24 protein-coding genes and 1 tRNA gene are annotated in these 24,140 nt (G+C 67.6%); 8 read left to right on the forward strand and 17 right to left on the reverse strand.

Translation table 11 applies throughout. The features are described 5' to 3' along the window. Positions 1–4: 4 nt before the first annotated feature. The 6 genes from B7R22_RS10230 to prfB all read right to left on the reverse strand — a co-directional run bounded on the left by B7R22_RS10230 (position 5) and on the right by prfB (position 5,794). On the reverse strand, positions 5–862 hold the full coding sequence (locus tag B7R22_RS10230; RefSeq protein ID WP_116411650.1) for an ABC transporter permease: 858 nt from the start codon (positions 860–862) through the stop codon (positions 5–7). Beyond that, entirely contained in the window at positions 859–1,833 is a 975-nt protein-coding gene (locus B7R22_RS10235; RefSeq protein WP_116411651.1) for an ATP-binding cassette domain-containing protein, read from the reverse strand. Before B7R22_RS10235 ends, B7R22_RS10230 begins: the two co-directional genes overlap by 4 nt. Before the next feature lie 79 nt (positions 1,834–1,912). Next, positions 1,913–2,389, reverse strand: a complete 477-nt coding sequence (smpB, locus tag B7R22_RS10240; RefSeq protein WP_116411652.1) for an SsrA-binding protein SmpB — start codon at positions 2,387–2,389, stop codon at positions 1,913–1,915. A 110-nt stretch (positions 2,390–2,499) separates the two neighbouring features. Further along, positions 2,500–3,417: a permease-like cell division protein FtsX gene (gene ftsX, locus B7R22_RS10245; protein ID WP_116411653.1), complete on the reverse strand. Its 918-nt coding sequence runs from the start codon at positions 3,415–3,417 to the stop codon at positions 2,500–2,502. Then, positions 3,414–4,589 carry a cell division ATP-binding protein FtsE gene (gene ftsE / locus B7R22_RS10250; protein WP_116411654.1) on the reverse strand — a complete coding sequence of 392 codons (1,176 nt, stop codon included), beginning with the start codon at positions 4,587–4,589 and terminating at the stop codon, positions 3,414–3,416. Before ftsE ends, ftsX begins: the two co-directional genes overlap by 4 nt. A gap of 98 nt (positions 4,590–4,687) precedes the next feature. Then, positions 4,688–5,794, reverse strand: coding sequence for a peptide chain release factor 2 (gene prfB, locus B7R22_RS10255; RefSeq protein WP_116411655.1), 1,107 nt, complete (start codon positions 5,792–5,794; stop codon positions 4,688–4,690). A 94-nt stretch (positions 5,795–5,888) separates the two neighbouring features. Between prfB and B7R22_RS10260 the strand changes: the two genes are divergently transcribed. The 3 genes from B7R22_RS10260 to B7R22_RS10270 all read left to right on the forward strand — a co-directional run bounded on the left by B7R22_RS10260 (position 5,889) and on the right by B7R22_RS10270 (position 8,090). Then, positions 5,889–7,166 carry an MFS transporter gene (locus tag B7R22_RS10260; RefSeq protein ID WP_116411656.1) on the forward strand — a complete coding sequence of 426 codons (1,278 nt, stop codon included), beginning with the start codon at positions 5,889–5,891 and terminating at the stop codon, positions 7,164–7,166. A 30-nt stretch (positions 7,167–7,196) separates the two neighbouring features. Beyond that, positions 7,197–7,278, forward strand: a tRNA-Leu gene (locus tag B7R22_RS10265). Between the two features lie 59 nt (positions 7,279–7,337). Beyond that, positions 7,338–8,090, forward strand: coding sequence for a DedA family protein (locus B7R22_RS10270; RefSeq protein ID WP_116411657.1), 753 nt, complete (start codon positions 7,338–7,340; stop codon positions 8,088–8,090). A 122-nt stretch (positions 8,091–8,212) separates the two neighbouring features. Here the strand turns inward: B7R22_RS10270 and B7R22_RS10275 are convergent, their stop codons facing one another. From B7R22_RS10275 to murI, 4 genes are all read right to left on the reverse strand, one after another. Further along, positions 8,213–9,094: a cation diffusion facilitator family transporter gene (locus B7R22_RS10275; RefSeq protein WP_116411856.1), complete on the reverse strand. Its 882-nt coding sequence runs from the start codon at positions 9,092–9,094 to the stop codon at positions 8,213–8,215. Positions 9,095–9,233: 139 nt separating this feature from the next. Further along, the gene (gene rdgB, locus B7R22_RS10280; RefSeq protein ID WP_116411658.1) at positions 9,234–9,863 is read right to left on the reverse strand and encodes an RdgB/HAM1 family non-canonical purine NTP pyrophosphatase; all 630 of its coding nucleotides are present in this window, start codon (positions 9,861–9,863) and stop codon (positions 9,234–9,236) included. Then, a complete protein-coding gene (rph, locus tag B7R22_RS10285) occupies positions 9,860–10,621 on the reverse strand; it encodes a ribonuclease PH (RefSeq protein WP_116411659.1) in 762 nt (253 codons plus the stop codon). The genes rdgB and rph overlap by 4 nt, the downstream gene beginning before the upstream one ends. Further along, positions 10,618–11,520: a glutamate racemase gene (gene murI, locus B7R22_RS10290; RefSeq protein WP_116411660.1), complete on the reverse strand. Its 903-nt coding sequence runs from the start codon at positions 11,518–11,520 to the stop codon at positions 10,618–10,620. The genes rph and murI overlap by 4 nt, the downstream gene beginning before the upstream one ends. A gap of 135 nt (positions 11,521–11,655) precedes the next feature. Between murI and B7R22_RS10295 the strand changes: the two genes are divergently transcribed. Continuing rightward, on the forward strand, positions 11,656–13,002 hold the full coding sequence (locus tag B7R22_RS10295) for a nicotinate phosphoribosyltransferase (RefSeq protein WP_116411857.1): 1,347 nt from the start codon (positions 11,656–11,658) through the stop codon (positions 13,000–13,002). A 50-nt stretch (positions 13,003–13,052) separates the two neighbouring features. Here the strand turns inward: B7R22_RS10295 and B7R22_RS10300 are convergent, their stop codons facing one another. The 3 genes from B7R22_RS10300 to B7R22_RS10310 are packed head-to-tail and all read right to left on the reverse strand — an operon-like array spanning position 13,053 to position 15,940. Beyond that, positions 13,053–13,331, reverse strand: coding sequence for a DUF3039 domain-containing protein (locus B7R22_RS10300; RefSeq protein ID WP_116411661.1), 279 nt, complete (start codon positions 13,329–13,331; stop codon positions 13,053–13,055). 9 nt (positions 13,332–13,340) lie between these two features. Next, the gene (locus B7R22_RS10305) at positions 13,341–14,918 is read right to left on the reverse strand and encodes an ABC transporter permease (protein WP_116411662.1); all 1,578 of its coding nucleotides are present in this window, start codon (positions 14,916–14,918) and stop codon (positions 13,341–13,343) included. Next, positions 14,894–15,940: an ABC transporter ATP-binding protein gene (locus B7R22_RS10310; RefSeq protein ID WP_253259001.1), complete on the reverse strand. Its 1,047-nt coding sequence runs from the start codon at positions 15,938–15,940 to the stop codon at positions 14,894–14,896. The genes B7R22_RS10305 and B7R22_RS10310 overlap by 25 nt, the downstream gene beginning before the upstream one ends. Here B7R22_RS10310 and B7R22_RS10315 point away from each other — a divergent pair. The 3 genes from B7R22_RS10315 to B7R22_RS10325 all read left to right on the forward strand — a co-directional run bounded on the left by B7R22_RS10315 (position 15,924) and on the right by B7R22_RS10325 (position 17,861). Continuing rightward, entirely contained in the window at positions 15,924–16,379 is a 456-nt protein-coding gene (locus B7R22_RS10315) for a hypothetical protein (RefSeq protein WP_116411663.1), read from the forward strand. The two genes, B7R22_RS10310 and B7R22_RS10315, sit on opposite strands and share 17 nt — an antisense overlap. A gap of 196 nt (positions 16,380–16,575) precedes the next feature. After that, positions 16,576–17,430, forward strand: a complete 855-nt coding sequence (locus B7R22_RS10320) for a hypothetical protein (protein WP_216363435.1) — start codon at positions 16,576–16,578, stop codon at positions 17,428–17,430. 119 nt (positions 17,431–17,549) lie between these two features. After that, positions 17,550–17,861: a hypothetical protein gene (locus B7R22_RS10325; protein WP_116411664.1), complete on the forward strand. Its 312-nt coding sequence runs from the start codon at positions 17,550–17,552 to the stop codon at positions 17,859–17,861. 34 nt (positions 17,862–17,895) lie between these two features. On the opposite strand, the gene B7R22_RS10330 is transcribed toward B7R22_RS10325, so the two are convergent. Both B7R22_RS10330 and B7R22_RS10335 read right to left on the reverse strand, forming a co-directional pair. Beyond that, positions 17,896–18,987, reverse strand: coding sequence for a glycosyltransferase (locus B7R22_RS10330; RefSeq protein WP_116411665.1), 1,092 nt, complete (start codon positions 18,985–18,987; stop codon positions 17,896–17,898). Positions 18,988–19,164: 177 nt separating this feature from the next. Continuing rightward, entirely contained in the window at positions 19,165–20,775 is a 1,611-nt protein-coding gene (locus tag B7R22_RS10335) for a S1C family serine protease (RefSeq protein ID WP_253259002.1), read from the reverse strand. A 148-nt stretch (positions 20,776–20,923) separates the two neighbouring features. Here B7R22_RS10335 and B7R22_RS10340 point away from each other — a divergent pair, with 148 nt between their 5' ends. Then, positions 20,924–22,120: an aminotransferase class I/II-fold pyridoxal phosphate-dependent enzyme gene (locus B7R22_RS10340; protein ID WP_116411666.1), complete on the forward strand. Its 1,197-nt coding sequence runs from the start codon at positions 20,924–20,926 to the stop codon at positions 22,118–22,120. A gap of 120 nt (positions 22,121–22,240) precedes the next feature. Here the strand turns inward: B7R22_RS10340 and B7R22_RS10345 are convergent, their stop codons facing one another. Together B7R22_RS10345 and B7R22_RS10350 are read right to left on the reverse strand one after the other, a co-directional pair. Then, positions 22,241–23,095, reverse strand: a complete 855-nt coding sequence (locus B7R22_RS10345) for a carbon-nitrogen hydrolase family protein (protein WP_116411667.1) — start codon at positions 23,093–23,095, stop codon at positions 22,241–22,243. Beyond that, positions 23,092–24,126 (reverse strand): zinc-dependent alcohol dehydrogenase family protein, encoded by a 1,035-nt coding sequence (locus B7R22_RS10350; RefSeq protein ID WP_116411668.1) that lies wholly within the window; start codon positions 24,124–24,126, stop codon positions 23,092–23,094. Before B7R22_RS10350 ends, B7R22_RS10345 begins: the two co-directional genes overlap by 4 nt. Positions 24,127–24,140 lie beyond the last annotated feature (14 nt).

Genomic DNA, 24,140 nt, shown 5'->3' on the forward strand with positions numbered 1-24,140 from the left:
CCCGTCACCGCGAGCTCACCGTGCGGAACTTGCGCACACTCAATGGAATGAACACCGCCAGCAACACCACGATGCCGATGAGCACCGTCAGTACCGGATGCTGCTGCGTCCAGACGTCGGCCACCGGAGTGCCCGGCGGAACATTGCCGAACAGCGTTCGAGCAGCCTGCACCAGCGCCGAGACCGGGTTGTACTCCGCGAAGATGCGCAGCGGCGTCGGCAACGTGTCGCTCGGTACGAACGCGTTCGAAATGAACGTGAGGGGGAACAGCACGAGGAACGACACGTTGTTGATGACCTCGGGGCTCCGTACGCTCATCCCGATGAACGCCATCACCCACGAGAACGCGTAGGCGAAGAGCAGCAGCAGCACGACCGCCGCAGCTGCCTCGAGAAAACTCGATCGCACCCGCCAGCCCACGATGAACCCCGTCGTCATCATCACCGCCATCGAGATCGTGTTGATCAGCAGGTCGCCGGTGGTACGCCCGATCAGCACGGAGGCCTGGTTCATGGGCAGCGTGCGGAAGCGGTCGATGATGCCGTCCTTCAGATCCTGCGCCATCGCCGAGCCCGAGTACGTCGACCCGAACACGACGGTCTGGGCAAAGATGCCCGCCATGATGAACTCGGTGTAGCTGCTGCCCGGAATGTCGATCACGCCGGCGTACACATAACTGAAGAGCAGCACGAACATGATCGGCTGCAGCAGCGTGAACACCAGGATGTCGGGCACCCGTTTGATCTTGATGAGGTTGCGGCGGGTCGTGATCCAGCCGTCGTTCAGCAGGTTGCCGATGCGGGAGGTGGATGCGGCGGGGTTGGCCGTCGCGGGCTTCAGGGCTGTCGGGGTGGCGCTCATGCGGCCGCCTCCTCGTCGGCGGTCGCCATGTGGCCGGTGATCGTCAGAAACACGTCGTCGAGCGTGGGTCGCCGCATCCCGGCGTCGTAGAGCGGGATGCCGAGCCTCTCGAACTCGCCGAGCACCTCCCGCAGGGCGGCGGGCGCATCGGTGGCGTTGACGGTCAGCTCACGCCGATCGTCGGAGACGGCCGGCGCCGCGCTGCCCACACGGGCCAGCACATCACGTGCCGCCGCGCTGTCTTCTGCGCGCACCAAACTGATCTCCACGCGCTGGCCGCCGATCGACGCCTTCAGTTCGTCGGAGGTGCCCTCGGCGATCACCTTCCCGTCGTCGATCACCGAGATACTGTCGGCGAGCTGGTCGGCCTCCTCGAGGTACTGGGTGGTCAGCAGCACCGTGGTGCCCTCGCCCACGAGCGTGGTGATGATGTCCCACATGCCGAGCCTGGAGCGCGGGTCGAGCCCCGTCGTCGGCTCGTCGAGAAAGAGCACCTGCGGCCGGGACACCAGCGCCCCGGCGAGGTCGATCCGGCGCCGCATGCCACCGGAGAATCCCTTGACGGGTCGGTTCTGGGCCTCGGTGAGGTCGAAGAGTTCGATCAGTTCGGTGGCCCTGGCCCGGGACGCCCGGGAGCCGAGATGGTAGAGCCGCCCCACCATGTCGAGATTCTCGAAGCCGGTCAGGTTTTCATCGACCGCCGCATACTGGCCGGACACCCCGATGATCGGCCGGATGCGCTCCGGTTGCCGTACCACGTCGATCCCGCCGATCGTGGCGCTGCCCGAGTCGGGTTTCGTGAGGGTGGTCAGCACCTTCACCGTCGTGGTCTTGCCTGCTCCGTTCGGGCCGAGGAGCGCAGTGACGGTGCCCTGTGGCACCTCGAGGTCCAGCCCGTCGAGCGCGTGCACGGGGCCCGCGCCGCGGGGCGTGTAGGTCTTTCGGAGCCCACTTGCGATGATGAAGGTCATGCGCCGAGAGTAGCCAGCGCCCCCGACATCCACAATGGTGGACACTGTTCACATCGTAACGAGTTGATCACAACTCAGTTCAGTCCCCGAGGTTGCGCTGCGTTCCCATCGCGCGGCCGGCCTCGCGCTTGTCCTGTCGCTCGCGAAGCGTCTGGCGCTTGTCGTATTCGCGCTTGCCCTTCGCCACCGCGAGCTCGACCTTGGCCTTGCCGTCGCTGAAGTACAGCCGCAGCGGCACGAGCGTGTAGCCGCCCTCTTTCACCTTGTTGTGGATCTTGAGGATCTGCGCCTTGTGCAGCAGCATCTTGCGCTTCCGGCGCGGCGGGTGGTTGTTCCACGAACCCTGGTTGAACTCGGGGATGTGCACGGCGTCGAGCCACGCCTCTCCCCCGTCGATGTAGCCGTAGCCGTCGACGAGGGATGCCCGACCGGCCCGCAGCGACTTGACCTCGGTGCCGGTGAGCACGAGGCCCGCCTCATACGTGTCTTCAATGCTGTAGTCGTGGCGGGCCTTGCGGTTGGTCGCGACGACCTTTTCTCCGCGTTCGCGTGGCACGAGCACTCCTGGAAGATCGGTGGTGGAAGAGCTGCGAAGCGCGCAGCAGCCCTCCAGTCTATGCCGTCCGAACTGCTCAGTTGTTCGAACTGCTCAGCCGTTCGAACAGCTCAGACCTTCAGGTACCGGGTGATGGCGAACTTGGCGGAGAGCGCGGCGAGCACGACCGACAGCACGATGAGCGTCGGCACGACGAAGAGCAAGGCGTCGTTGTCGGTCACGAAGGCGGTGAAGGGCAGCGCTGTCTGCAGATAGCCCTGCACGAAGAAATGCACCACGCCCCAGACAGCCGCACCGGCCAGCACCGATCCGATGAGCGCGGCGATCACGCCCTCGAGGATGAACGGCGTCTGGATGAACCGGTTGGATGCCCCCACCAGCCTCATGATGCCGATCTCCCGTCTTCGGGAGAACGCCGACAGCCTGATCGTGGTCGCTATCAGCAGCACCGCGGCCACGAGCATCAGCACAGCGATACCGATGGCGGTGTAGCTCGCCGCATTGAGGATCGAGAAGATCTGCTCGAGGTAGCTGCGCTGGTCGACCACGCTGTCCACCCCCGGGAGGCCCGACAGGCTCTCGACGAGCACCGCCGACTGCTGCGGGTCGACCATGTTGATCCAGAAGGTCTGGTTGAGGAGGTCGGGCGTCACGTACTGGGCGACGTCATTTCCAGCGAACTGCTGCTTGAACTTCTCGTAGGCCTGCTCGTGCGTCTCGAAGTAGTACTGCTGGACGAACGGCGACAGCGTCGGCGACTTCAGCTGGGCATCCACCGCCGCGATCTGGTCGTCGGTGGCCTCACCGTTCGTGCAGTTCGCGCCGCCGGAGGTCGTCGTGCACATGTACACGGCGACCTGCGCCTTGTCGTACCAGTAGCTCTTCATCTGGCCAATCTGCATCTGGAGCAGAATGGCGGCGCCCACGAAAGTGAGAGAGATGAAAGTCACGAGCACGACCGAGACGACCATGGACATGTTGCGACGAAGGCCGGTGCCGACCTCGCCGAGGATGAGTGCGAGTCTCACTGGGTGGGCCCCACGTTCTGGTCGGCGGCTCTGTCGTGGCTCTCGCCGCGCGCACGAAGACCGAGGGTCTCGGCCAGGCTGATCTGCCCGGTCATCAGCGAATCCCTGTCGTCGGCGGGTGCGGGTGCGGGTTCAGGTTCAGGCTCCGGATCAGGCTCGGCGGTCTGCCTGGCTGCGGCCTGCACAGCTGCAGGCTGCACGGCTGCAGGCTCCGGCGCGGCCACGCCCCGCGCATCCGGAACCTCGACCTCGCCGGTGTCGGCGGGCGGGAAGAAGAACGGAGTGTCGTCGGAGACATCCTCGATGACCGCGGTGGTTCCGGAAGCAGGCAGCGACATGCCGACAGGCTGCACGAGCACCTGCTGCCCGGTCTCGGTCGTGGCGAAGACGGGACGTTCGATGGCTCCCGTGGCCTGCATGCGGAGGGAGAGCGGATCGGGACGGGTGATCTCGGCGGTCATGCCGGAGTCCTGCAGGCTGATCTCGGTGGTCGTTCCGTAGCCGCCCTGGCGGTCGTCGCGCACGACCTGGCCGCTGACGAGTTCGACGACCCGGCGCTGCATCTGGTCGACGATCGCGTTGTCGTGGGTGGCCATGATGATCGTGGTTCCACCGGCATTGATGCGGTCGAGCACGTTCATGATGCCGGCGCTCGTCACGGGGTCGAGGTTTCCCGTCGGTTCGTCGGCCAGCAGGATGGCGGGCTTGTTGACCACAGCGCGGGCGATGGCCACGCGCTGCTGCTCACCACCGGAGAGCTCGTGCGGTAGGCGGCCGGCCTTCTCGGCCAGGCCGACCATGGCGAGCACGTCGGGCACGGCCTCCTGGATGAATCCCCGGGACTTGCCGATCACCTGGAGCGTGAACGCCACATTGTCGAACACGTTCTTGTTCGGCAGGAGGCGGAAGTCCTGGAAGACGACGCCGAGATTCCGGCGGAAGTACGGCACTTTGCGTGACGAGATCGACCCGAGGTCCTGACCCAGTACGTGGATGTTGCCGCTCGAGGGGCGATCCTCCTTCAGCACGAGGCGGAGGAAACTCGACTTGCCGGAGCCTGAGGCACCCACGAGGAAGACGAACTCACCCCGCAGGATCTCGAGGTCGATCGTGTTGAGCGCCGGCTTGGCCGTGCCCTTGTACATCTTGCTTACCTGGTCAAATCGAATCATGGCGAGGTCAGCCTAAGCAGCACGTGCGGGCAATCCGCCCAGCGACATGCCCAATGCCCAAGCGTGGCGCCGAAGCTGGGAAATGGCTCGGTGATCTCTTAGTCCTGTTTGCGCTTCCGCCAGCGGATGCCCGCCGAGATGAAGCCGTCGAGGTCGCCGTCGAACACGTTGCTGGGGTTGTTGACCTCGTAGTCGGTGCGGAGATCCTTCACCATCTGGTACGGCGCGAGCACGTAGCTCCGCATCTGGTCGCCCCAGCTCGCAGTGATGTTACCCGCCAGCTCCTTCTTCGTCGCGTTCTCCTGCTCGCGCTGGAGCAGCAGCAGGCGCGACTGCAGCACCCGGAGGGCCGCAGCACGGTTCTGGATCTGGCTCTTCTCGTTCTGGCAGCTCACGACGATCCCGGTCGGGAGGTGGGTGATCCGCACGGCGGAGTCGGTGGTGTTGACCGACTGGCCACCCGGTCCGCTCGAACGGAACACGTCGACCCGGATGTCGTTCTCGGGCACCTCCACCACGTCGGTGGTCTCGATCAGCGGAACGACCTCGACAGCCGCGAAGCTCGTCTGGCGCTTTCCGGCCGAGTTGAACGGGCTCATGCGCACCAGGCGGTGCGTGCCCGCCTCGACGGAGAGGGTTCCGAAGGCATAGGGCGAGTCGATCTCGATCGTCGCACTCTTGATACCCGCCTCTTCGGCGTAGCTGGTGTCGAGAACGGTCGACTTGTGGCCGTGCTGCTCGGCCCAGCGGAGGTACATGCGCATCAGCATCTCGGCGAAGTCGGAAGCGTCGACCCCGCCCGCGCCGGCGCGGATCGTCACGACCGCCGGCCTCGGGTCGTACTCCCCGTTCAACAGCGTCTGCACCTCGAGCTCGCCGAGGAGCTTCGTGATGCTCCGGAGCTCGGCCTGGGCCTCGAGAACGGCGTCTTCATCGGATTCGTCGTTTGCCAGTTCGACCATGATCTCGAGGTCGTCGAGCCGTGAGTTGATGCTCACGATTTTGGCGAGTTCGGCCTGCCGGTGCGAAAGGTCGCTGGTGACCTTCTGGGCCTTCTCGGTGTCGTTCCAGAGGTCGGGCACGCCCGCCTGCTCGCTGAGATCGGCGATCTGCACCTTGAGCCCCTCGACGTCGACCACCGACTGGATGTCGCCGAAGGTGGAACGGAGGGCACTGATCTGCTCAGAGAGGTCGAGTTCTAACACGATCCCCCAGCCTACCCGCTCCACCTCTCGGCAGGCCGGGTGCCGCGGGCCGGGTGCCGGGGCCACGGTTCCGCGCACGTAAACTGGTTACCTGATGAGTACTTCCGAGCCGGCCCCCGCCGAGCCTGCCACCGCATTCCGCATCAGGTCGGTGGCAGCATCCGCTCTGATCCCAGCCCTGCTCTTCGCGATCGGCGAGGGCGCGATCATCCCGATCATCCCTGCGGTAGCCGGCAACCTCGGCGCCGGCCTTGCTCTGGCGGGTTTCATTGCGGGCATGACCATGATCGGCGAGCTGGTCGGCGACATCCCGAGCGGGTGGGTCGTCTCGAAGATCGGCGAACGCCGGTCGATGATCTACGCCGCCGTGCTCTCGATCGCTGCGATCATCCTGTGCCTGCTCGCCCGCGAGCCACTGCTGTTCGGCATCGGGATCTTCCTGCTCGGGCTGTCGGCGGCGATCTTCGCGCTCGCCCGCCACGCTTTCATGACGAGTTTCGTGCCCGTCGAATTCCGGGCGCGCGCCCTCTCCACGCTCGGCGGAACGTTCCGGGCCGGCTGGTTCATCGGCCCGTTCCTCGGGGCGGGCATCATCGCGCTTACAGGCTCCGCCCTCTCGGTCTTCTTCGTCATGGGCGTCTGCGGTGTCGCCATCATCGTGCTGCTGCTGATTGTCGACGACCCGACGGAGAAGCTGACGAAACCGGATGCCGGCGAGACCCTGGTCGCCGCCGAAGCCGCGGGCCTGTTCAGTACCATCTGGGCCCACCGGCAGGTGCTGACCCGGATCGGGCTGGGCGTCGCCATCGTCAGCGCGCTGCGGGCGAGCCGCACCGTCGTGCTCCCCCTGTGGGCGCTGAGTCTCGGGCTCAGCGAGAGCACGACTGCTCTCATAGTCGGACTCGGCGCGGCAATCGACTTCGCACTCTTCTACACCAGCGGCCAGATCATGGACCGCTTCGGCCGGCTCTGGAGCGTGATGCCATCGATGATCGGGATGGGTGTCTGCCTGGTCATCTTGTCGTTCACACACGACTTCAGCCACGCCCTCGGCTGGTTCATCGTGCTGACGATCCTGCTCGGGCTCTCGAACGGCATCTCCAGCGGAATCGTGATGACGCTCGGTGCAGATCTCGCGCCGAAGAGCTCGCCGGCCCCGTTCCTCGGTGCGTTCCGGTTCACCGGGGACCTCGGATCCGCCGCCGCGCCGGTGCTCATCGCGGCCGTCGTGGCCGTCGCGGGGTTGCCGCTCGCCGTGGGAACCGTCGGTGTGATCGGCTTCCTCGGGGCGGGTGTGATGCTCCGCTACATCCCACGATTCGTACCGCGGAGCCTTGCTCACAAATCGCTGGGATTCCGCGCAAGGGGCTGAACCCGAACCATTACACTGAGGGTGTTCTACGCGGGAGTGGTGAAATTGGTATACACGCAGGTTTTAGGTACCTGTGCTTTCGAGCGTGAGGGTTCAAGTCCCTTCTCCCGTACGCGAGAAAGCCGATTCCTTGCGGCCGGCCGCTGAGATCCCGACGACTGGAGCTAGACCATGCACGCAGCCCTGATCCCCTGGCTCGATCCGAACACGCTGATCAACGGGTTCGGACCGTTCGCGCTGCTCGGTATCTGCTTCATCATCTTCGCCGAGACCGGCCTGCTCGTGGGCTTCGTGCTCCCTGGCGACACGCTGCTCTTCTTCACGGGCCTCCTCACCTTCACCGGCACCATCGGTGTGCCCATCTACTTTGTCGCACCCGCCATCGCTCTCGCCGCCTTCATCGGCGGTGAAGTCGGTTACCTCATCGGCCGGAAGGCCGGCCCCCGCATCTTCGAGCGTAAGGAATCGGGCTTCTTCAGCATCAAGAACGTCGAGCGCACCAACGCCTTCTTCGAGCGGTTCGGCGGCTTCGCCGTCGTCGTTGCGCGCTTCGTCCCGGTCGTCCGCACCTTCGCCCCGATCGCTGCCGGTGTCGGCAAAATGGATTCCCGCAAGTACAGCTTCTTCAACGCGATCGGCGCCCTCATCTGGGGCGGCGGCATCGTCATGCTGGGCTTCTTCCTCGGCCAGATCCCGATGGTGAAGGACTTCACCGAGAAGTACATCGACGTTGTGCTGCTGGCCGTCGTGGTGCTGACGCTGGTTCCGACCGTCTTCCACACCATCCAGTCCTCACGGAAGGCCAAGAAGGCCGCCGCGGCGAGCGACGCCGAAGCCGTCGAAGCCACCGGCGCTGCCGAGGAGCTGCTGCTCGACCCCACCGTCTTCAACCGCGGCGCGCACGGCACGCACGACGCAAAGTAGGCGAGCGCGGCAGCTGGCCTGAACGGCCACCCGCCCCAAGCGCGGCGCATCGAGCGCGGCAGCTGGCCTGAACGGCCACCCGCCCCAAGCGCGGCGCATCGAGCGCGGAAGCTGATCGACGTCTAGCGGTGCTGCTCGTTCTCGTGCCCGGCGTGCTCCGCAGGCTCGAGTTGGAACGTCGAGTGCTCCACATCGAAGTGCGACGTGAGGCAGCCCGACAGGCGATCGAGTAGCGCGCCCGTCTCGCCGTCGGCGAAGATCTGCTTGTCGACGACCACGTGGGCCGAGAAGACCGGCTCCCCTGAGGTGATCGCCCAGACATGCACGTCGTGCACCTCTAGAACACCCTCGGTCTCGAGGATGTGACGGCGGATCTGCTGCACGTCCGTCTCTTTCGGAGCCGACTGGATGAGCACCGCCACCACGTCGCGGATGAGCACGAAGGCACGCGGCACGATCATCACGGCGATGGCGAGGGAGGCGATCGCATCCGCAGCCACCAGGCCCGTCGTGATGATCACGATGCCCGCGATGATCACGGCGATGGAGCCGAGAGTGTCGCCCAGCACCTCGAGATAGGCGCCCCGTATGTTGAACGATGTGCGGTCACCACCGCGGAGCACAAGGAGCGCAGCGACGTTCGCAACGAGGCCAATCGACGCAATGATGAGCATCGGCGTGCCCTGCACGTGGTCGGTCCCGGGCGAGAGCAACCGCGAAATCCCCTCGACGCCCACGAAGACAGCGACCACGACCAGGATCAGCCCATTGGCGAGGGCAGCCAGCACCTCCGCGCGCTGGAACCCGAACGTGTGACGGTCGGACGCCGGGCGCAGAGCGATGATCGACGCGACGAGAGCGATTACCAACCCGAAGAGATCCGACAGCATGTGACCGGCATCGGCCAGCAGTGCCAGCGAACCGCTGGCCAGCGCACCGACGACCTCGACGATCAGCACGAGGGTGACGATGCCGATGGCGATCAGCAGCCGGGTGCGGTTCATCGCTCCCGAGGCGTGGCTGTGGCTGTGGCCGTGGCCGTTGCCGCCGACGGCCTCGCCTGCCGCGATGCCCTGGTCTTCGCTCTCGGTGCTCATCGCTTACAGGATAGGGCGGGAAACGCAGGCGCCGGGCCTTGCAGCGCTACTTGGGAATGACGTTCATTCTCAGCAGGGGGATGACGTTCTCGAACGCCAGCGCGCGGTGGCTGATCGCGTTCTTCTGATCGGCGCTGAGTTCGGCCGCGGTGACGTCGAGACCAGTCGGCACGAACACCGGGTCGTAGCCGAAACCGTTCGTCCCCCGCGCCTCACGGATGACCGTGCCCCGCCAGAAGCCCGACGCCACATCTTCGGAGGCCGCGGCATCCGGCTCGCCCCCTGCTCCCGCAGGCACGACAACAGCGATATGGCAGACGAAAGCCGCGCCCCTCTGGTCGTCATGGATGTCGGCGAGCTGGTCGAGCAGGAGCTCGCGGTTCGCGATGTCGCCCTTTCCGTGGCCTGCCCAACGTGCGGAGAAGATCCCGGGAGACCCGCCGAGGATGTCGACGGCAATACCCGAGTCGTCGGCCAGCGCGGGCAGCCCGGTGTGCAGGGCCGCCGCTCGCGCCTTGATCAGGGAGTTCGCCGCGAACGTGGTCCCGTCCTCGATCGGCTCCGGGCCCTCGTACTTCACGATCTCGAGCTCCGGCAGCCGGGCACCGAGGATCTTCTGGAACTCGTCGACCTTGTGCTGGTTGTGCGTGGCCAGCACGACGCGCACGCGGGTCACGCGGCCGCCCCAGGGGTGAGTGCAGCGGTCTGGGCTGCAGTGAGTTCGGTGGTTCCAAGGAGAGCCAGATCCAGAAGCGCGTTCAGTTCCGAACGGTCGAACGGGGCGCCCTCGGCGGTTCCCTGCACCTCGACGAAGAGACCGCGGCCGGTGACCACGACGTTCATGTCGGTGTCGGCACGCACGTCTTCGACATATGCCAGATCGAGAATGGGCGATCCGTCGATGATCCCCACCGAGATCGCGGCGACGCTGTCGATGAGCGGCTGGGCCTTCTGGCCGATGAACTTGCGACCCCTTGCCCATTCGATCGCATCGACCATGGCCACATAGGCGCCGGTGATCGCGGCGGTGCGGGTGCCACCGTCGGCCTGCAGCACGTCGCAGTCGATCACGATGGTGTTCTCACCCAGTGCCTTCATGTCGACGACAGCGCGGAGCGAACGGCCGATCAGGCGCGAGATCTCGTGGGTGCGGCCGCCGATCTTGCCCTTCACCGATTCCCGGTCCATGCGGCTGTTCGTCGACCGCGGCAGCATCGCGTACTCGGCGGTGACCCAGCCCTTGCCCTTCCCTGACATCCACCGGGGCACACCGTTGGTGAACGACGCCGTGCAGAGCACCTTCGTGTTGCCGAAGGAGATGAGCGCCGATCCCTCGGCCTGGCTGCTCCACCCGCGCTCGATCGTCACGGGGCGGAGGTCGGCGGCGGCGCGGCCGTCGGCGCGCACGAGCGGGGAGGAAGTGGTGTCGGTCATGGGTTCTCCTTGAAACGGGGGTGGGGTCGGATGCCGGGGCGCTCTGTGGACTGCTCGGCGAGGGCGGCGCGCACGAGGGCGATGTCGGGCAGCGAGATCGCGCCGGTCTCGACGAGGTCGACCGCCGAGACCTGCGGCCCGAGGAACCTGTTCGCCAACCGGAGGAACTCCTCTGCGCTCTCGCCCGTCGCTTCGTAACGGTAGGTCGGGGCAGTCTTCGCGGTGCGTTGGATGCCCAACTGCACCAATTCGCGATAGACATCGTTCGCGGTCTGGGTGTCGCTCGACACCAGCGTCACGCCGTCGCCCATCACCACGCTGATCGCGCCCTTCAGGAACGGATAGTGCGTGCATCCGAGAACCAGCGTGTCGACACCGGCCTCGCTCAGCGGCGCCAGGTAGGTGGCGGCCACAGCGAGCAGTTCGGGGCTCGACGTGTCACCGCTCTCGACGAAGTCGACGAACCGCGGGCAGGCTTCGCTGAACAGTTCGAGGTGGGGAGCCGCGGCGAATGCGTCGTTGTAGGCCCGTGAGGTGATGGTCGCCGTGGTGCCGATGACCCCCACGCGGTGATTGCGGGTGGCCGTCACGGCGGCGCGCACCGCGGGCTGGATGACCTCGACCACGGGCACCGAATAGCGTTCCCGGGCATCCCGCAGCATCGCGGCCGACGCCGTGTTGCAGGCGATGACCAGCATCTTGACGCCCTCATCGACCAGATCGTCGAGCACCGCCAGCGCAAAGCGACGCACATCGGCGAGCGGTTTCGGCCCGTACGGCGAGTGCGCGGTGTCACCGACATAGAGGAGCGATTCGTTGGGCAACTGGTCGCGGATGGCCCGGGCGACGGTCAGGCCGCCCACTCCGGAATCGAAGATGCCAATCGGTGCGTCGCTCACAACTGACGAGCCTACCCGCAGGCTACGCTCGATCCTGTGAGCTCCTCCCCCGCGGTTCCCTCGTCCACCCCGCCCCTCGTTTCTCCGGAGCCCCGCAGCTCGTCGGCGTTCCTCACCGACCGGTACGAGCTCACGATGCTCGACGCCGCTCTCGCCGACGGCACCGCCGATCGGGCGTGCCTCTTCGAAGTGTTCGCCCGAAGCCTTCCGCACGGCAGGCGCTACGGCGTCGTGGCGGGCACGGGGCGGGTGCTCGACCTCATCGGCGACTTCCGCTTCGGCGAACCCGAGCTCGACTGGCTCCGCGAGAACAACGTGGTGCGCTCGGCGACGCTCGACTGGCTCGCCGACTACCGTTTCCAGGGCACCGTCCGGGGATACCGGGAGGGTGAGCTCTACTTTCCCGGCTCGCCGATCCTCACTGTCGAGGCATCCTTCGGCGAAGGCGTCATCCTCGAGACGCTCGTGCTGAGCGTGCTGAACTACGACTCGTCGGTGGCGGGAGCCGCCGCGCGCATGGTGTCGGCGGCGGGCGATCGCCCGCTGGCCGAGATGGGCTCCCGGCGGACGGGTGAGCGTTCGGCCGTCGCGGCAGCCCGTGCGGCCTACATCGCCGGCTTCGCGGCCACCTCCAACCTGGAGGCGGGGCGCTCATGGGGCGTGCCGACCATGGGAACGGCCGCGCACGCTTTCACGCTGCTGCACGACTCCGAAGAAGACGCCTTCCGCTCGCAGATCGAGGCGATGGGGCCCGGTACGACCCTCCTGATCGACACCTACGACGTGGAGCAGGCCACCGAGCTCGCTGTCAAGGTGGCGGGCCCCGGTCTCGGCGCCGTGCGACTCGATTCAGGCGACCTGCCCGCGCTCGTCGCCTCCGTGCGGACGCATCTCGACTCCCTCGGAAACCACGACACGAAGATCACCGTCACCAACGATCTCGACGAGTACACGATCGCCGCCCTCGCGGCAACCCCCGTCGACTCCTACGGTGTCGGAACATCGGTCGTCACCGGCTCGGGTTCGGTCGCGGCCGGCATGGTCTACAAGCTGGTTGCGCACCGCCGGGATGACGGCGACTGGATGTCGGTGGCCAAACGGTCCGCGAAGAAGAGCACTGTCGGCGGGCGCAAGAACGCCGCCAGGCGACTAGACGCCTCCGGCACGGCCACAGCGGAGGTGCTCTACGTCGAGGGGGGCGCCGCGCGCGGGGCGCATGACGGGATCGCGGGCGACGAGGCATCCGGAGCCGGCCCGCAGGGCGTGACGCTAACTGCGGCCGCAACGGCCGGATCCGAACGCCCGCTCCTCGTCGACCTGATCGTCGACGGTGTGGTTGTCGGCGATCACCTCGGCCCGGTCGGCGTTCAGCGAGCCCGCGAGCACCACGCCGAAGTGCGCCGGGAGTTGGCCCCGAGCGCGTTCCGCCTCTCGCGGGGCGGCGAGGCGATCATCCCGACCGAGTACGCCGATGGCAGCTAGGGAGGTGGGCAGTCAGGCAGCTAGGCAGTGAGCCGTTTAGGCGAGGAGACCTACTCGTCGGCGATGAGGCCCTCGTAGATGTCCTTGCAGGTCGGGCAGACCGGGAACTTGTCGGGGTCGCGCCCCGGCACCCAGGTCTTGCCGCAGAGGGCCTTCACCGGCGCGCCGCTCAGCGCGGACTCGAGGATCTTCTCCTTCTGCACGTAGTGCGAGAAGCGGTCGTGGTCTCCGGGATCGATCTGCTCGGCTTCGAGCAGTTCTTCGAGCTCACGGTCGAGCGTTGCGGTTCCGCCGCCATCGGGCAGGCCGCCCGGCTCTGAAATACTCATGGCAAAAGTCTAGCCGCGAACGGAGGCCGCGAGGATCTCCGGCCCGCGGCGGTTGAACACCGCGCCTCCCGCCAGGGTGCCGAGAACGAGCACGACCACGCCGGTCGGTACACCCCACCAGAGGGCGGCCCAGTAGAGGTCGGGCTGCCCGAGCAGGATGGCCTGCACCCCGAAGACGACGGCCGGTGTGGAGACGGCGAGCGTTCCCACCAGGGTTCCCACCTGCACGAACACCGACGTCGAACCGGTGAGCTGGGGCTGCGTGAAAGGACTCTCGCCCGGCCGGGTGGCCGCATACGGGAACCGCGCCGAAATCAGGTTGCCGAAGCCGACGGAGGCGAACAGCAGACACGAACTCACACCGAGCAGGGCAGGCAGTGCATCCGCGTTCCGCGAGACGAAGACGGTGACGACCGAGCCGATGCCGATCAGCGGGAGGCCGATCAGCAGAACCGGGGCCAGGCGGCCGAGCCGGTCGGCCAGCCCCCGCCTACCGGAGACGATGTGCAACCACACCGCCGTGTTGTCGAGCGCCACGTCGTCGTGGATGGCGAACCCGAGGAAGAGACACATGATCGGCAGGGGTACGAGGGCGTAGAACTCCAGCGGGAAGCCGACGACCAGCAGCGGTATCGCCAGGATCACCGGAACGATCGGCACGATGATCAGCGGAACGTAGTAGCGCGGGTCGCGGGACCAGTACGTGAGGCTTCGCGCCGCGACGGCGGCGGCCGGCGTCGACGGGAGACTGCCGAACCAGCCGAGCCCACCCGGCTGGGCCTGTTCTTCGCTCTCGGGGCGCGTGGAGGTGAGCATCAGAGTCACCAGCGATCGCCAGACAAGCCAGAGCACAGCAACCGTGACGACAGCGATCAGGAAGCAGAGCAGAGCACCGCCCGAGTCCCCGTTCGCGGCCGCCGCCGGGATGGCCCACGCGGCGCCCAGGGGGGTGAAGCCCAACAGGAGGGCGACGCTCAGGCTGAGACTGGATACCGCGAAGCCCCAGTTGACGGTGAGCGCGAGGGCGACCCCCGGTGCCAGCAGCACCAGCACGAAGACCCCGACCACGCCCGCGACCTCCCGGGAGCGACGGGTCACAAGCACGAGGGCCGAGATCGACGAGAAGATGAGCCCGCAGAGCACGCAGGTGGCCACCCCGAGCACCGACCCGACCAACGCGAGCAACACGCCAAGCGGCGTGGGCGACCACGCGACGACCGTGGCCACCGCGAACACGACGACCGCAACGACAGGCAACGCCACGAGGGCGCTCACCGCTTCGGCCAGCGCGAGCCGGGGGGCGGGAATGCCGAACAGCGAGAACCGGCGCGGATCCATCGGGTCGTCGCGCTGCAGCAGCAGCGGCACCAGCACGAAGGCGAGCACAATGGCCGAGCCGCCGATCACCGTCTCGTTGCGCGCGAGCACGACGTCCAGGCTGGCGAGTCCCGAGATGCGGAGGAAGACCGCGATCACCGCGATGAGCCCCGCCAGCAACCCGATGCCCACGCCGAAACGCCGGGCCCGGGAGCCGGCGAAGATGTTCCTGAGGAGCGAGAGCCTCAGTCCAACGAGCTGAGCAACCATTCCATGCCTCTGACTGCTTTGTGCCCACCGGCGAGCTCGATGAACCGGTCTTCGAGGGTGGAACCCTCCCGTACTTCGTCAACGGTGCCGCTTGCGAGAACCCTGCCGTGCACAATGATGGCCACGCCGTCGCAGACGCGCTCGATCATGTCCATGCTGTGGCTCGAGAGAACGACCGTGCCACCGGCACTGACGTAGCGCTGGAGGATCTCGGTGACGGTGTCGGCCGAGACCGGGTCGACCGCCTCGAATGGCTCGTCGAGCACCAGGAGCCGCGGGGAGTGGATCATCGAGGCGGCGAGTGCCACCTTCTTGGTCATTCCGGCCGAATAGTCGGAGACGAGCCTGCCCAGGGCATCCTGAAGGCCGAAAGCCTCAGCGAGTTCATCGGCACGTTCGCGGACGGCGCGGCCGTCGAGGCCCCGGAGCGACCCGGAGTAGTGCAGCAGCTGCCGGCCCGTCAACCGGTCGAAGAGACGCAGCTTGTCGGGGAGCACGCCGATCGAGCGCTTGGCCGCAACCGGATCGGCCCAGACATCCAGACCGTTCACCCGGATCTCGCCCGCGTCAGGCCGGAGCAGCCCCGTGATCATCGACAGCGTCGTGGTCTTGCCCGCACCGTTCGGCCCCACAATGCCGTAGAAGCCGCCCCGGTGGACCTCGAGGTCGACTCCGTCGACAGCGATCGTCGACCCGAATCGCTTCACGAGCCCGACGAGCGACAGCGCGGCGACAGGCGCATCGGCTGCCTCGACCGCAGCGACCCGGTCGTTCGCAGCTTCTGCACGCGCGACAACAGCCGCATCGACACTGTCTTCGGCGAGAGCAGGCCCTTCGACGACCTCATTGCCTACGGGCTCATCGACTACGGACTCATCGACTACGGGCTCATCGGCGACAGCTTCGACGGTCGCGGCAGCATCGACCACGGCAGCATCGGTCACCACGACCTCTTCGACGACCACGATCTCCTGCACCGCAGGCGCGACCTCCGGCACAGCAGCGGTGCTCGCCGTCGACACGCGGGGCGTGGATGTGCGGGGCGCAGTGCTGCGGGGCGTGGTGGTACGTGGCGTGCTGGCACGTGGCGTGGTGGTACGTGGCGTGCTGGCACGTGGCGTGGTGGTGCGCGGTGTAGTGGTTCGGGGCGTCGTGGTACGCGGCGCAGCCGGTTTCGCCGTCGTCGTGCGCGGCGCCTCCGTGCGTGGCGCTCTGGCCGCAGCGGGCTTCCGCGGGGCGGACGGCTTCTTCGCCGTCGTGGCTCCTTCACCTTTGGGGGCATCCGCGCCCTCCGCCGGCCGATCCTTCTGCACCCGGCCCGCAGAAGCGCCGGTCGCGGCGCGTGGCCTGGCCGGCGCACGGCGCACCGGGGTGCGGCCTGACACGGCGGAGGCGGGCGCACCGGAAACCGACTGGTCGCCCCCGGTCGCGGAGGGCTCTGCTTCTGGACTCACTGCTTAAACCTATCAATCCCCGTGGTGCTGTGCGGAGGGTCTGGCCGTGCCCGTTCGCTGGGCTGACCGACTCCCCCGACAGCGCTGAAGCAAGCTCCGACCCAGCATGTATATCACAGAGTCTCCCGCGCACGCTGGGCCTCGAAGCGTCGCAGAGTGCGCCTTAGAATTGCGGCTCACCGTGATTGGGAAGGCACCACACCATGGCATCAAGCGAGAAGACCCTCCCGCCGTCGGTGAACCCGAATGTGCTCAAGGGCATCGACCGGGTGCTGAGCATCCATCGTCCTGTCGTGCTTGCCCACATCAGGAACATGAGAAAGCGACACCCCGGATTCACGCCCGCCCAGCTCATCTCCGCACTCGAGCGGCACTACCTCGCAGCAGTGACCACGGGCGGAGCGGCCGTCGGTGCGTCCGCCGCGATCCCGGCCGTCGGAACCGCGGCGTCACTGGCTCTGACCGGCGTCGAGACCCTCGGTTTTCTCGAGGCCACGGCGTTGTTCTCCCAGTCGGTCACCGAGGTGCACGGAATCTCCATGGAGGATCCGGATCGCGCACGCGCGCTCGTCATGAGCCTCCTGATGGGCGGCGGGGGCGCCGACCTGGTGCAGCAGCTCGCGCGGCAGGCCGGTGGAGCAGGCGCGCCCCGTTCGGAGTTCTGGGGCACCATGGTGACGAAGAGCCTCCCCCAGGCGGCGGTGGGTCCGGTCGCCGACCAGGTCAAGAAGACCTTCCTCAAACATTTCCTGGCGTGGACGGGATCCACCGCTGTCGGACGCCTGCTGCCGTTCGGTGTCGGTGCCGTAGTCGGTGGGGCCGGCAACCATGTGCTCGGTCGCCGGGTCGTGAAGAGCTCCCGTTCCGCCTTCGGCCCTGCGCCGGCCGTGTTCCCGGCGGGCCTCGAGCCGAGGATCGTGCTGCGCGAGAAAGCCCCGAAGGCTCTGAAGATGCCCAAGGCGCCGAAGACCCAGAAGACGCCCAAAACCCCCAAAACCCCCAAAACCCAAACGGCCCCGCCGCCCTACACGAACACGACCCCGCCGGACCCTGCCTGACCCCGGAAAGCCCGCCTCCTCTCCCCCACAGACCTCGATCCGAACGCGATCTGCACAGGCCGACCCGGGGACGCGCTGATCGAAAACGGAGTGTCGGAGGGTCGACGTATCATTCCAGCATGCTCGCCAGCCGAACCGCCGTCGCCACGTCCAACCCCTGGGCCGAGGCAGCCTATGCGGTGCCACTCCGGGTCGACAGATCTGCGGCTCCTGTCTACCGCATCGTCAACCTGGGCCACGAACCGCTCGAGGGGCTGACGTTCTGCCTGCTCGGCTCCGGTGTGATGAACGCCGGCACCCCACGGTCGCTCGACGTCGGTGCGTCGCTCGAGGTGACGATCCGCGGCGAAGACCTGGCCCGGCGGAGTGTGCTGGTCGTGCGCTGGTTCAGGCCCACCGGTGAGGAATACCTCTGGCGGGTGAGCTTCTGACAGGAGTGGCCGAATCGAAGGAGCCTGGCCGCCGCTAGGCCTGGTCGAGGTTCACGATGACCGTGTCTGCGGCGCCCTCGAGATTGAAGAAGCCGGCCAGGAAACCGAAACCCCAGCTGTAGTGCAAGAGGGGAAGCGCGAGGGCGAACCACGCGCCGGTTCTGACATCGTCGCGGGAGGCCACGGCGATTCCCAGAACGACGAGACCCACCACGTAGACGACGGGAACGAGGAGGAGGGCGAGCAGGATCCAGGAGATCACGGCCGCGACGCCGAGCGCGCCCGCCACCAACCCGAACAGCCCGCTGGCACCGAGAACGAAGCCGAGGATCGTTCCGAGCACCACGGCGGGTGGCAGCAGGAAGCGCAACTCCTTCTGCTCGGGGAAGGCCCGGGCGAACTCTCCGCGCCACAGCCCCTCAGCGAACGAGCCACGTGTCAGATCCACCACACGGGACGGCGGCCGATAGGTCACGTCGAGTTCGGGCACGAAGGCGATCTGGCGCCCCGACTCGCGGAGCCGGGCGTTCATCTCCCAGGTCTGCCCGTGGCGGATCTCCTCATCGAAGAGTCCGGCCTCGATGAACATCCGGCGACGGATCACGTGGTCTTCGGGGATGTTCGTCGGGCCCGCCCCGTTCGCACGCTTCAGCGGATCGGCCGACAGCCCGTACCGGTGCGTGAAGGCCCGCGCGACGGCACGCTCGAACGCGTTCGCGCCGACCGGCGTCGTTCGCCCGACGAGGGCCGCGGCATCCGTTCGGACCATGGCCTCCACAGCGCGGCGCGTGTAGTCGACCGGTAGTTCGGCGCGGGGATCCACGCGGATGATCAGCGAACTCCGGGCCGCGGCGATGGCCTCGTTCAGACCGATGACGACCGAAGCCGATTTGGTGGTGATCACACTCAGCCGGGGGTTGAGGCTGGCGGCGTATTCGACGAACTGGCTGGTGCCGTCGGTGTTGGGGCCGACGGAGACAATGATGTCGAGCCCCATCGGGTAGCTCTGGGCTGCGATGCTCTGGAGGGCTGCCTCGATCGTCGTGCGATCGTTCCGAGCGACGAGGATCGCCGTCACGGGCGGGAGCACAGACGAGGAGGGGGAAGCAGGAAGGGAGTCGTTCATTCGGTCCGCTCGGTGTTTCGGGGAGACGCCGCCGCAGTGGAGGCCGCCGGACACACCGATAGGCCCTCCGCTTTCAGTCGCAGCAAGCGTTGAGCCTATCAGGTGCGTTTCCGGATGCCCGGCCTGGGCGTGAAGCGGGTCGTGCGCGGGGCGCCAGACGCCGGGCGCCGGGTACAGCTAGTTGGCGAGCTGGCCGAGCGTGACGTCTACCGTCTTCGACGTGGTGCCGCGCAGGTACGTCACCGTGGCGGTGCCTCCGGCGGGCAGCACCCGCACCTGGGCGGTGAGGTCGGTCGCGTCGGTGATGGCGATGCCGTTGAAGGCGGTGATGATGTCGCCCTTCTCGAGCCCCGCAGCAGCAGCAGCGCCGCCATCGGTGACCGCCACGACGTTGGCCCCGACGACCGTCTGGGTCGTGTTGGCCGCCGCACCGATCGAGGCACCCAGCAGGCCATGCGTGGCGGATCCGTTCTTGATGATCTCGTCGGAGATGCGCTTGGCGAAGTTGGCCGGGATCGAGAAGCCCACTCCGATGTTGCCCGACTGGCCGCTCGACGAGCTGGTGCTACCGGCACTGGCGATCGCCACGTTGATACCGATCAGCTTGCCCTCCGAGTCGAGCAGCGCGCCACCCGAGTTGCCGGGGTTGATCGCGGCATCGGTCTGGATGACAGCCAGCGAGATCGTGCTCGTGGCCGTCGATGGGGTCTGCGACTGGCCCTGGCCCGGAATATCGAAGTTCCAGAAGTCGTAGGGGCTGCCGCTACTGTTCGGGTCGGGCGTCGCCTGCTCGCCGCTCGTGTTGGGAGCGGCCGACGACGCAACCGTGATGCTGCGGTTCAGCGAGCTCACGATTCCGTTGGTCACCGTTCCCGAGAGGCCGAGGGGCGCGCCGATCGCGATCGCCGTGTCGCCGACGTTGAGCTTCGACGAGTCTCCGAACTCGATCGGGGTGAGGCCCGAGGCATCCTGCAGCTTCACGACCGCAAGGTCGGCCACGGGGTCGGTGCCGATGACCTTGCCCACGTAGATCTTGCCGTCGGCGGCGGTCACCGAGATGGTGGGGCTCGCTGTGGCACCGTCGAGGGTCACCACGTGCGTGTTGGTCAGGATGTAGCCGTCCGCGCTCAGGATCACGCCTGAACCGGTGCCAGACGTGGTGGTTCCATCGGAGACCGAGAGGGTGACGACCGACGGCGACGCCTTCGCAGCCACCGCGGTGATGAGGTTGGCGGAATTCGGGTTGTTGACGGTGATCGTCTGGGGGCTGGACGCCTGGCTGGTCGCATTCTGGTTGTTGCCCGACATGGCCCAGACGCTGATTCCCGCTCCCGATGCCCCACCGATCAGTGCGCCGATCGCGAGCGCCGCTACGAGGGCGACACCGCCGCGGCGCTTCGGAGCGTCGGAACGGGCATCTGCGCCTGCGACATCCGGCTGGCCGGGCTGCTGTCCGAAGGCGCCGTTGCCGTAGTTCGGAAGAGGGGTGGTCGGCTGCGTGGCCTGGGCGTAGCCGGGCTGCGCGTAGCCGACGGGCTGGGCATAACCGGGATTCTGGGCGTAGCCGTGGCCGGCCTGCGCGGGCGGCTGGGGCTGGGCGGGCGGCTGGACCTGTGCCTGCGTCTGTGCCTGCGGCTGTGCAGGAGCGACAGGTGCCACCGGGGCAACAGCGACGGGCGTCTCAGCGGCAGCGCTGAGGTTCTCGGTCGGGTTCTCGCTGGCGCCGTGTTCGGGCTCGTTCGGTCGACGGTCCGGAATGTCTGCGGAGTTTTCGGTGCTGTCGGTCAAGTGGTGCTCCTTCCAAGCGTTCCCAGCCTTACCGTGTCACCTGTGCATTCACTATGCGTGGGCTGCGAGCAGACTGTTGTTTCAATTGTGCACTCCGGCGAGGTGTCCGGCGCTCCGGGGCCGAGGGGCTTGACGGTAGATTGGGACGATGTCGATCAGTGGACCCTGGCAGCGAACCGCAGTGGGAGCCGGCCTCCTGGGGGCCGACGGAGTCGTCCGGCCCACGATCTTCGCCGAGATGAGTGCACTCGCGGCGGCGACGGGAGCGATCAACCTGGGACAGGGGTTCCCCGACGAAGACGCTCCCGCCGAGGTTCTGGATGCAGCACGCCGTGCGATCAGCGAGGGGCTCAACCAGTACCCACCCGGCCTGGGGATGCCGGTGCTCCGCGAGGCGATCGCCGACCACCAACGCCGGTTCTACGGCCTCGACGTCGACCCCGACCGACAGGTGTTGGTCACCGCGGGCGCCACGGAGGCCCTCGCGGCGGTCATCCTGGCGTTCGTCGACGACGGCGACGAGGTGGTCACGCTCGAACCGTTCTACGACGCCTACGGCGGGCTGATCGCGCTCAGTCGCGGCGAGCACCGCACCGTGCCGCTCCGGCTGCCCGACTTCCTGCCCGACCACGACGACCTGCGCGCCGCCGTCACGGATCGCACCAAGCTGATCGTCATCAACAACCCGCACAACCCGACCGGCACGATACTCCCCCAGGAGACGCTCGAACTGATCGTCGAGCTGGCCCACGAGCACGACGCACTGATCGTCACCGACGAGGTCTACGAACACCTCACCTTCGGGCGCCAGCACATCCCGATCGCGACGCTGCCGGGCGCCTGGCAGCGCACGATCACCATCTCCTCCGGGGGCAAGACGTTCAACACCACGGGCTGGAAGGTCGGCTGGATCACGGCACGCCACAAGCTGATCACCGCCATCGTGGCCGTGAAGCAGTTTCTCACCTATGTGAACGCCGCACCGTTCCAGCCGGCGATCGCGGTCGGGCTCGGCCTGCCGGATGAGTACTTCGCCGGGATCGCCGACGACCTCCGCCAGAAGCGCGACGTGCTCTCGGTGGGCCTCGCGAAGGCCGGCTTCGGGGTCTTCGAGTCGCAGGCGAGCTACTTCGTCGTCGCCGACGCCGCTCCCCTCGGATTCAGTGACGGCACCGAGCTCTGCCGGCAGCTGCCCGAGCTCGCGGGGGTCGTCGCGGTGCCGATCTCGGCCTTCTGCCACGACGAGCTGGGCGCCGAGTACTCGTCGCTGGTGCGTTTCGCGTTCTGCAAGCGCGTCGACGTGCTCGAGCTCGCCGCAAAGCAGCTCTCTCGCCTCGGCCGCTGACCCGCGCCGCGCCATCCGCTACGCAATGTCGCTTTGGCGCCTGCGCGCGCACCCGCGGATGCGACAAATGGGCGCGGTTCATTAGGGGCGCGGGGCACGGGGCGCGGGGCGGGCGGCAGGTCAGCGCGGCACGACGCCGAAACGGCGGAGGTCGAGCGCCGGGTTCACGCGCCGCACCTCGGTGAGCCGCGACGGCGCGATGAACGCCACCGCCACGCCGGCCTCCGATCCGAGCGCCGCCACCGTCACACCGGTCGGGTCGATCACCCGGCTGAGGCCCACCCCACCGGGTGCGGTGTGATCTGCCGCCGCGACGAAGACCGTGTTCTCGATGGCCCGCACCTCGAGCAGGCTCGTCCAGTGCCGCTCCTTCGCCGGCCCCGGAACCCACTCCGCGGGTACCAGCACGAGGTCGACCCCCGCATCGACCAGCCACCGTGTCACCTCGGGGAACCGGATGTCGTAACACGTCTGCAGCCCCACCGTGAAGCCGGCCACGCCGAACGTCTGCGGATGCGCGATGGTGCCGTGCTGCATCCACTCGCTCTCGCGAGCCCCGTACGCGTCGTAGAGGTGCAGCTTGCGGTACCGCGCGACGACCGCGCCCGCCGGCGACAGCGCGACCAGCGTGTTGTGCACCCGCGGCCCGTCGGCCTTCTCGATGATGCCGGCGACGAGGTGGATGCCGAACTCCACCGCGAGCGCACCGAGCGCCGTGACGAACTCCCCGTCGACGGCTTCCGCGGCCCCGAGGGTCTGGCTGCCGAGCGGCGACACGAAGTGCATCGAGTACTCCGGGAGCACGACGAGCGACGCCCCCCGGGCCACAGCAGCCTCGACAAGCCCGCGGATCGTCCCGAGGTTCGCCGCCTTGTCGCCGCCCGGCGCGAACTGCGCCACGGCGATCCCGAGAGGCGCCCCCTGCTCCGGTTCGTCATGTTCAGGCGCAGCACCCGTTTCTGCCACCGCACTCATGACAGGTGCGCGATCGCTTTGATGGCGCGGCGGCCGTCCATCGCCGCGTAGGCGTCGGCGATGTTCTCGAAGTCGAACTCGTAGTCGAATACCAGCCCCGGGTCGATCGACCCGTTCAGCACGTCGTCGAGAAGCGCGGGGAGGTAGGCGCGCACGGGGGCGAGCCCACCGCTCAGCCCGACATTGTTGGCGAATGCCGCCTGCAACGGGAACTCGACGCCGTGCGGCACCCCCACGAAACCGACCCGCGAACCCGGGCGCGCGACGGCGAACGCCGTGGTGAAGGCCTGCGCCGTGCCGACGCACTCGAGGGTGGCGTCGACGCCGACCCCGTCGGTGAGGTCGCGTACCTCGGCCACGGCGTCGTCGCCGCGCGAGGAGACGATGTCGGTCGCGCCGAACGCCCGAGCGATGGCCTGGCGCTCGGGGTTCCGGCTGAGCGCGATGATCCGGCCGGCGCCCAGGCGACGGGCGGCGAGCACACCACAGAGTCCGACAGCACCGTCGCCGACGACAGCCACGGTCGAGCCGGCCACGACGCCGGCGCTGACCGCCGCGTGGTGGCCCGTGCCCATCACGTCTGACAGGGTCAGGAGCGAGGGCAGCAGTGCGGCATCCGGAGCCCCACCGGGCACGACGACCAGCGTGCCGTCGGCCTCGGGAACACGAACGTACTCACCCTGGCCGCCGTCGGTGCCGATGGCCCAGAACCCGCCGTGCACGCACGACGACGTGACGCCGTGCAGGCAGTGCGGGCAGGTGCCGTCGCTCCACATGAACGGTGCGATCACGAAGTCACCGACCTTCAGGGCGCTCACATCGGCACCGATCTCCTCGATCACTCCGAGGAACTCGTGGCCGATCGGGCCGCCGCCCTTCCGTTTGCTCTCCCCGCGGTAGTACCAGAGGTCCGACCCGCAGACGCATGTCGAGGTCACGCGCACGATCGCCTCACGCGGGCTCTGGATGACCGGATCCGGCCTCGACTCGACCGAGATGTCGAACGGGGCGTTGTAGACGGCTGCTCTCATGCGTCAAGCCTAAG

The sequence above is a fragment of the Subtercola boreus genome (assembly GCF_003399635.1).
GTDB lineage: Bacteria > Actinomycetota > Actinomycetes > Actinomycetales > Microbacteriaceae > Subtercola > Subtercola boreus_B.

Coding starts and splice junctions, on each gene's coding strand:
- B7R22_RS10230 (WP_116411650.1), bottom strand. CDS start 862: ATGAGCGCCACCCCGACAGCCCTGAAGCCCGCGACGGCCAACCCCGCC.
- B7R22_RS10270 (WP_116411657.1), top strand. CDS start 7,338: ATGCACGCAGCCCTGATCCCCTGGCTCGATCCGAACACGCTGATCAAC.
- B7R22_RS10325 (WP_116411664.1), top strand. CDS start 17,550: ATGCTCGCCAGCCGAACCGCCGTCGCCACGTCCAACCCCTGGGCCGAG.
- B7R22_RS10340 (WP_116411666.1), top strand. CDS start 20,924: ATGTCGATCAGTGGACCCTGGCAGCGAACCGCAGTGGGAGCCGGCCTC.
- B7R22_RS10305 (WP_116411662.1), bottom strand. CDS start 14,918: ATGGTTGCTCAGCTCGTTGGACTGAGGCTCTCGCTCCTCAGGAACATC.
- B7R22_RS10260 (WP_116411656.1), top strand. CDS start 5,889: ATGAGTACTTCCGAGCCGGCCCCCGCCGAGCCTGCCACCGCATTCCGC.
- B7R22_RS10235 (WP_116411651.1), bottom strand. CDS start 1,833: ATGACCTTCATCATCGCAAGTGGGCTCCGAAAGACCTACACGCCCCGC.
- B7R22_RS10300 (WP_116411661.1), bottom strand. CDS start 13,331: ATGAGTATTTCAGAGCCGGGCGGCCTGCCCGATGGCGGCGGAACCGCA.
- rph (WP_116411659.1), bottom strand. CDS start 10,621: ATGACCGACACCACTTCCTCCCCGCTCGTGCGCGCCGACGGCCGCGCC.
- ftsE (WP_116411654.1), bottom strand. CDS start 4,589: ATGATTCGATTTGACCAGGTAAGCAAGATGTACAAGGGCACGGCCAAG.
- B7R22_RS10330 (WP_116411665.1), bottom strand. CDS start 18,987: ATGAACGACTCCCTTCCTGCTTCCCCCTCCTCGTCTGTGCTCCCGCCC.
- B7R22_RS10345 (WP_116411667.1), bottom strand. CDS start 23,095: ATGAGTGCGGTGGCAGAAACGGGTGCTGCGCCTGAACATGACGAACCG.
- B7R22_RS10275 (WP_116411856.1), bottom strand. CDS start 9,094: ATGAACCGCACCCGGCTGCTGATCGCCATCGGCATCGTCACCCTCGTG.
- B7R22_RS10320 (WP_216363435.1), top strand. CDS start 16,576: ATGGCATCAAGCGAGAAGACCCTCCCGCCGTCGGTGAACCCGAATGTG.
- B7R22_RS10350 (WP_116411668.1), bottom strand. CDS start 24,126: ATGAGAGCAGCCGTCTACAACGCCCCGTTCGACATCTCGGTCGAGTCG.
- B7R22_RS10295 (WP_116411857.1), top strand. CDS start 11,656: ATGCTCGACGCCGCTCTCGCCGACGGCACCGCCGATCGGGCGTGCCTC.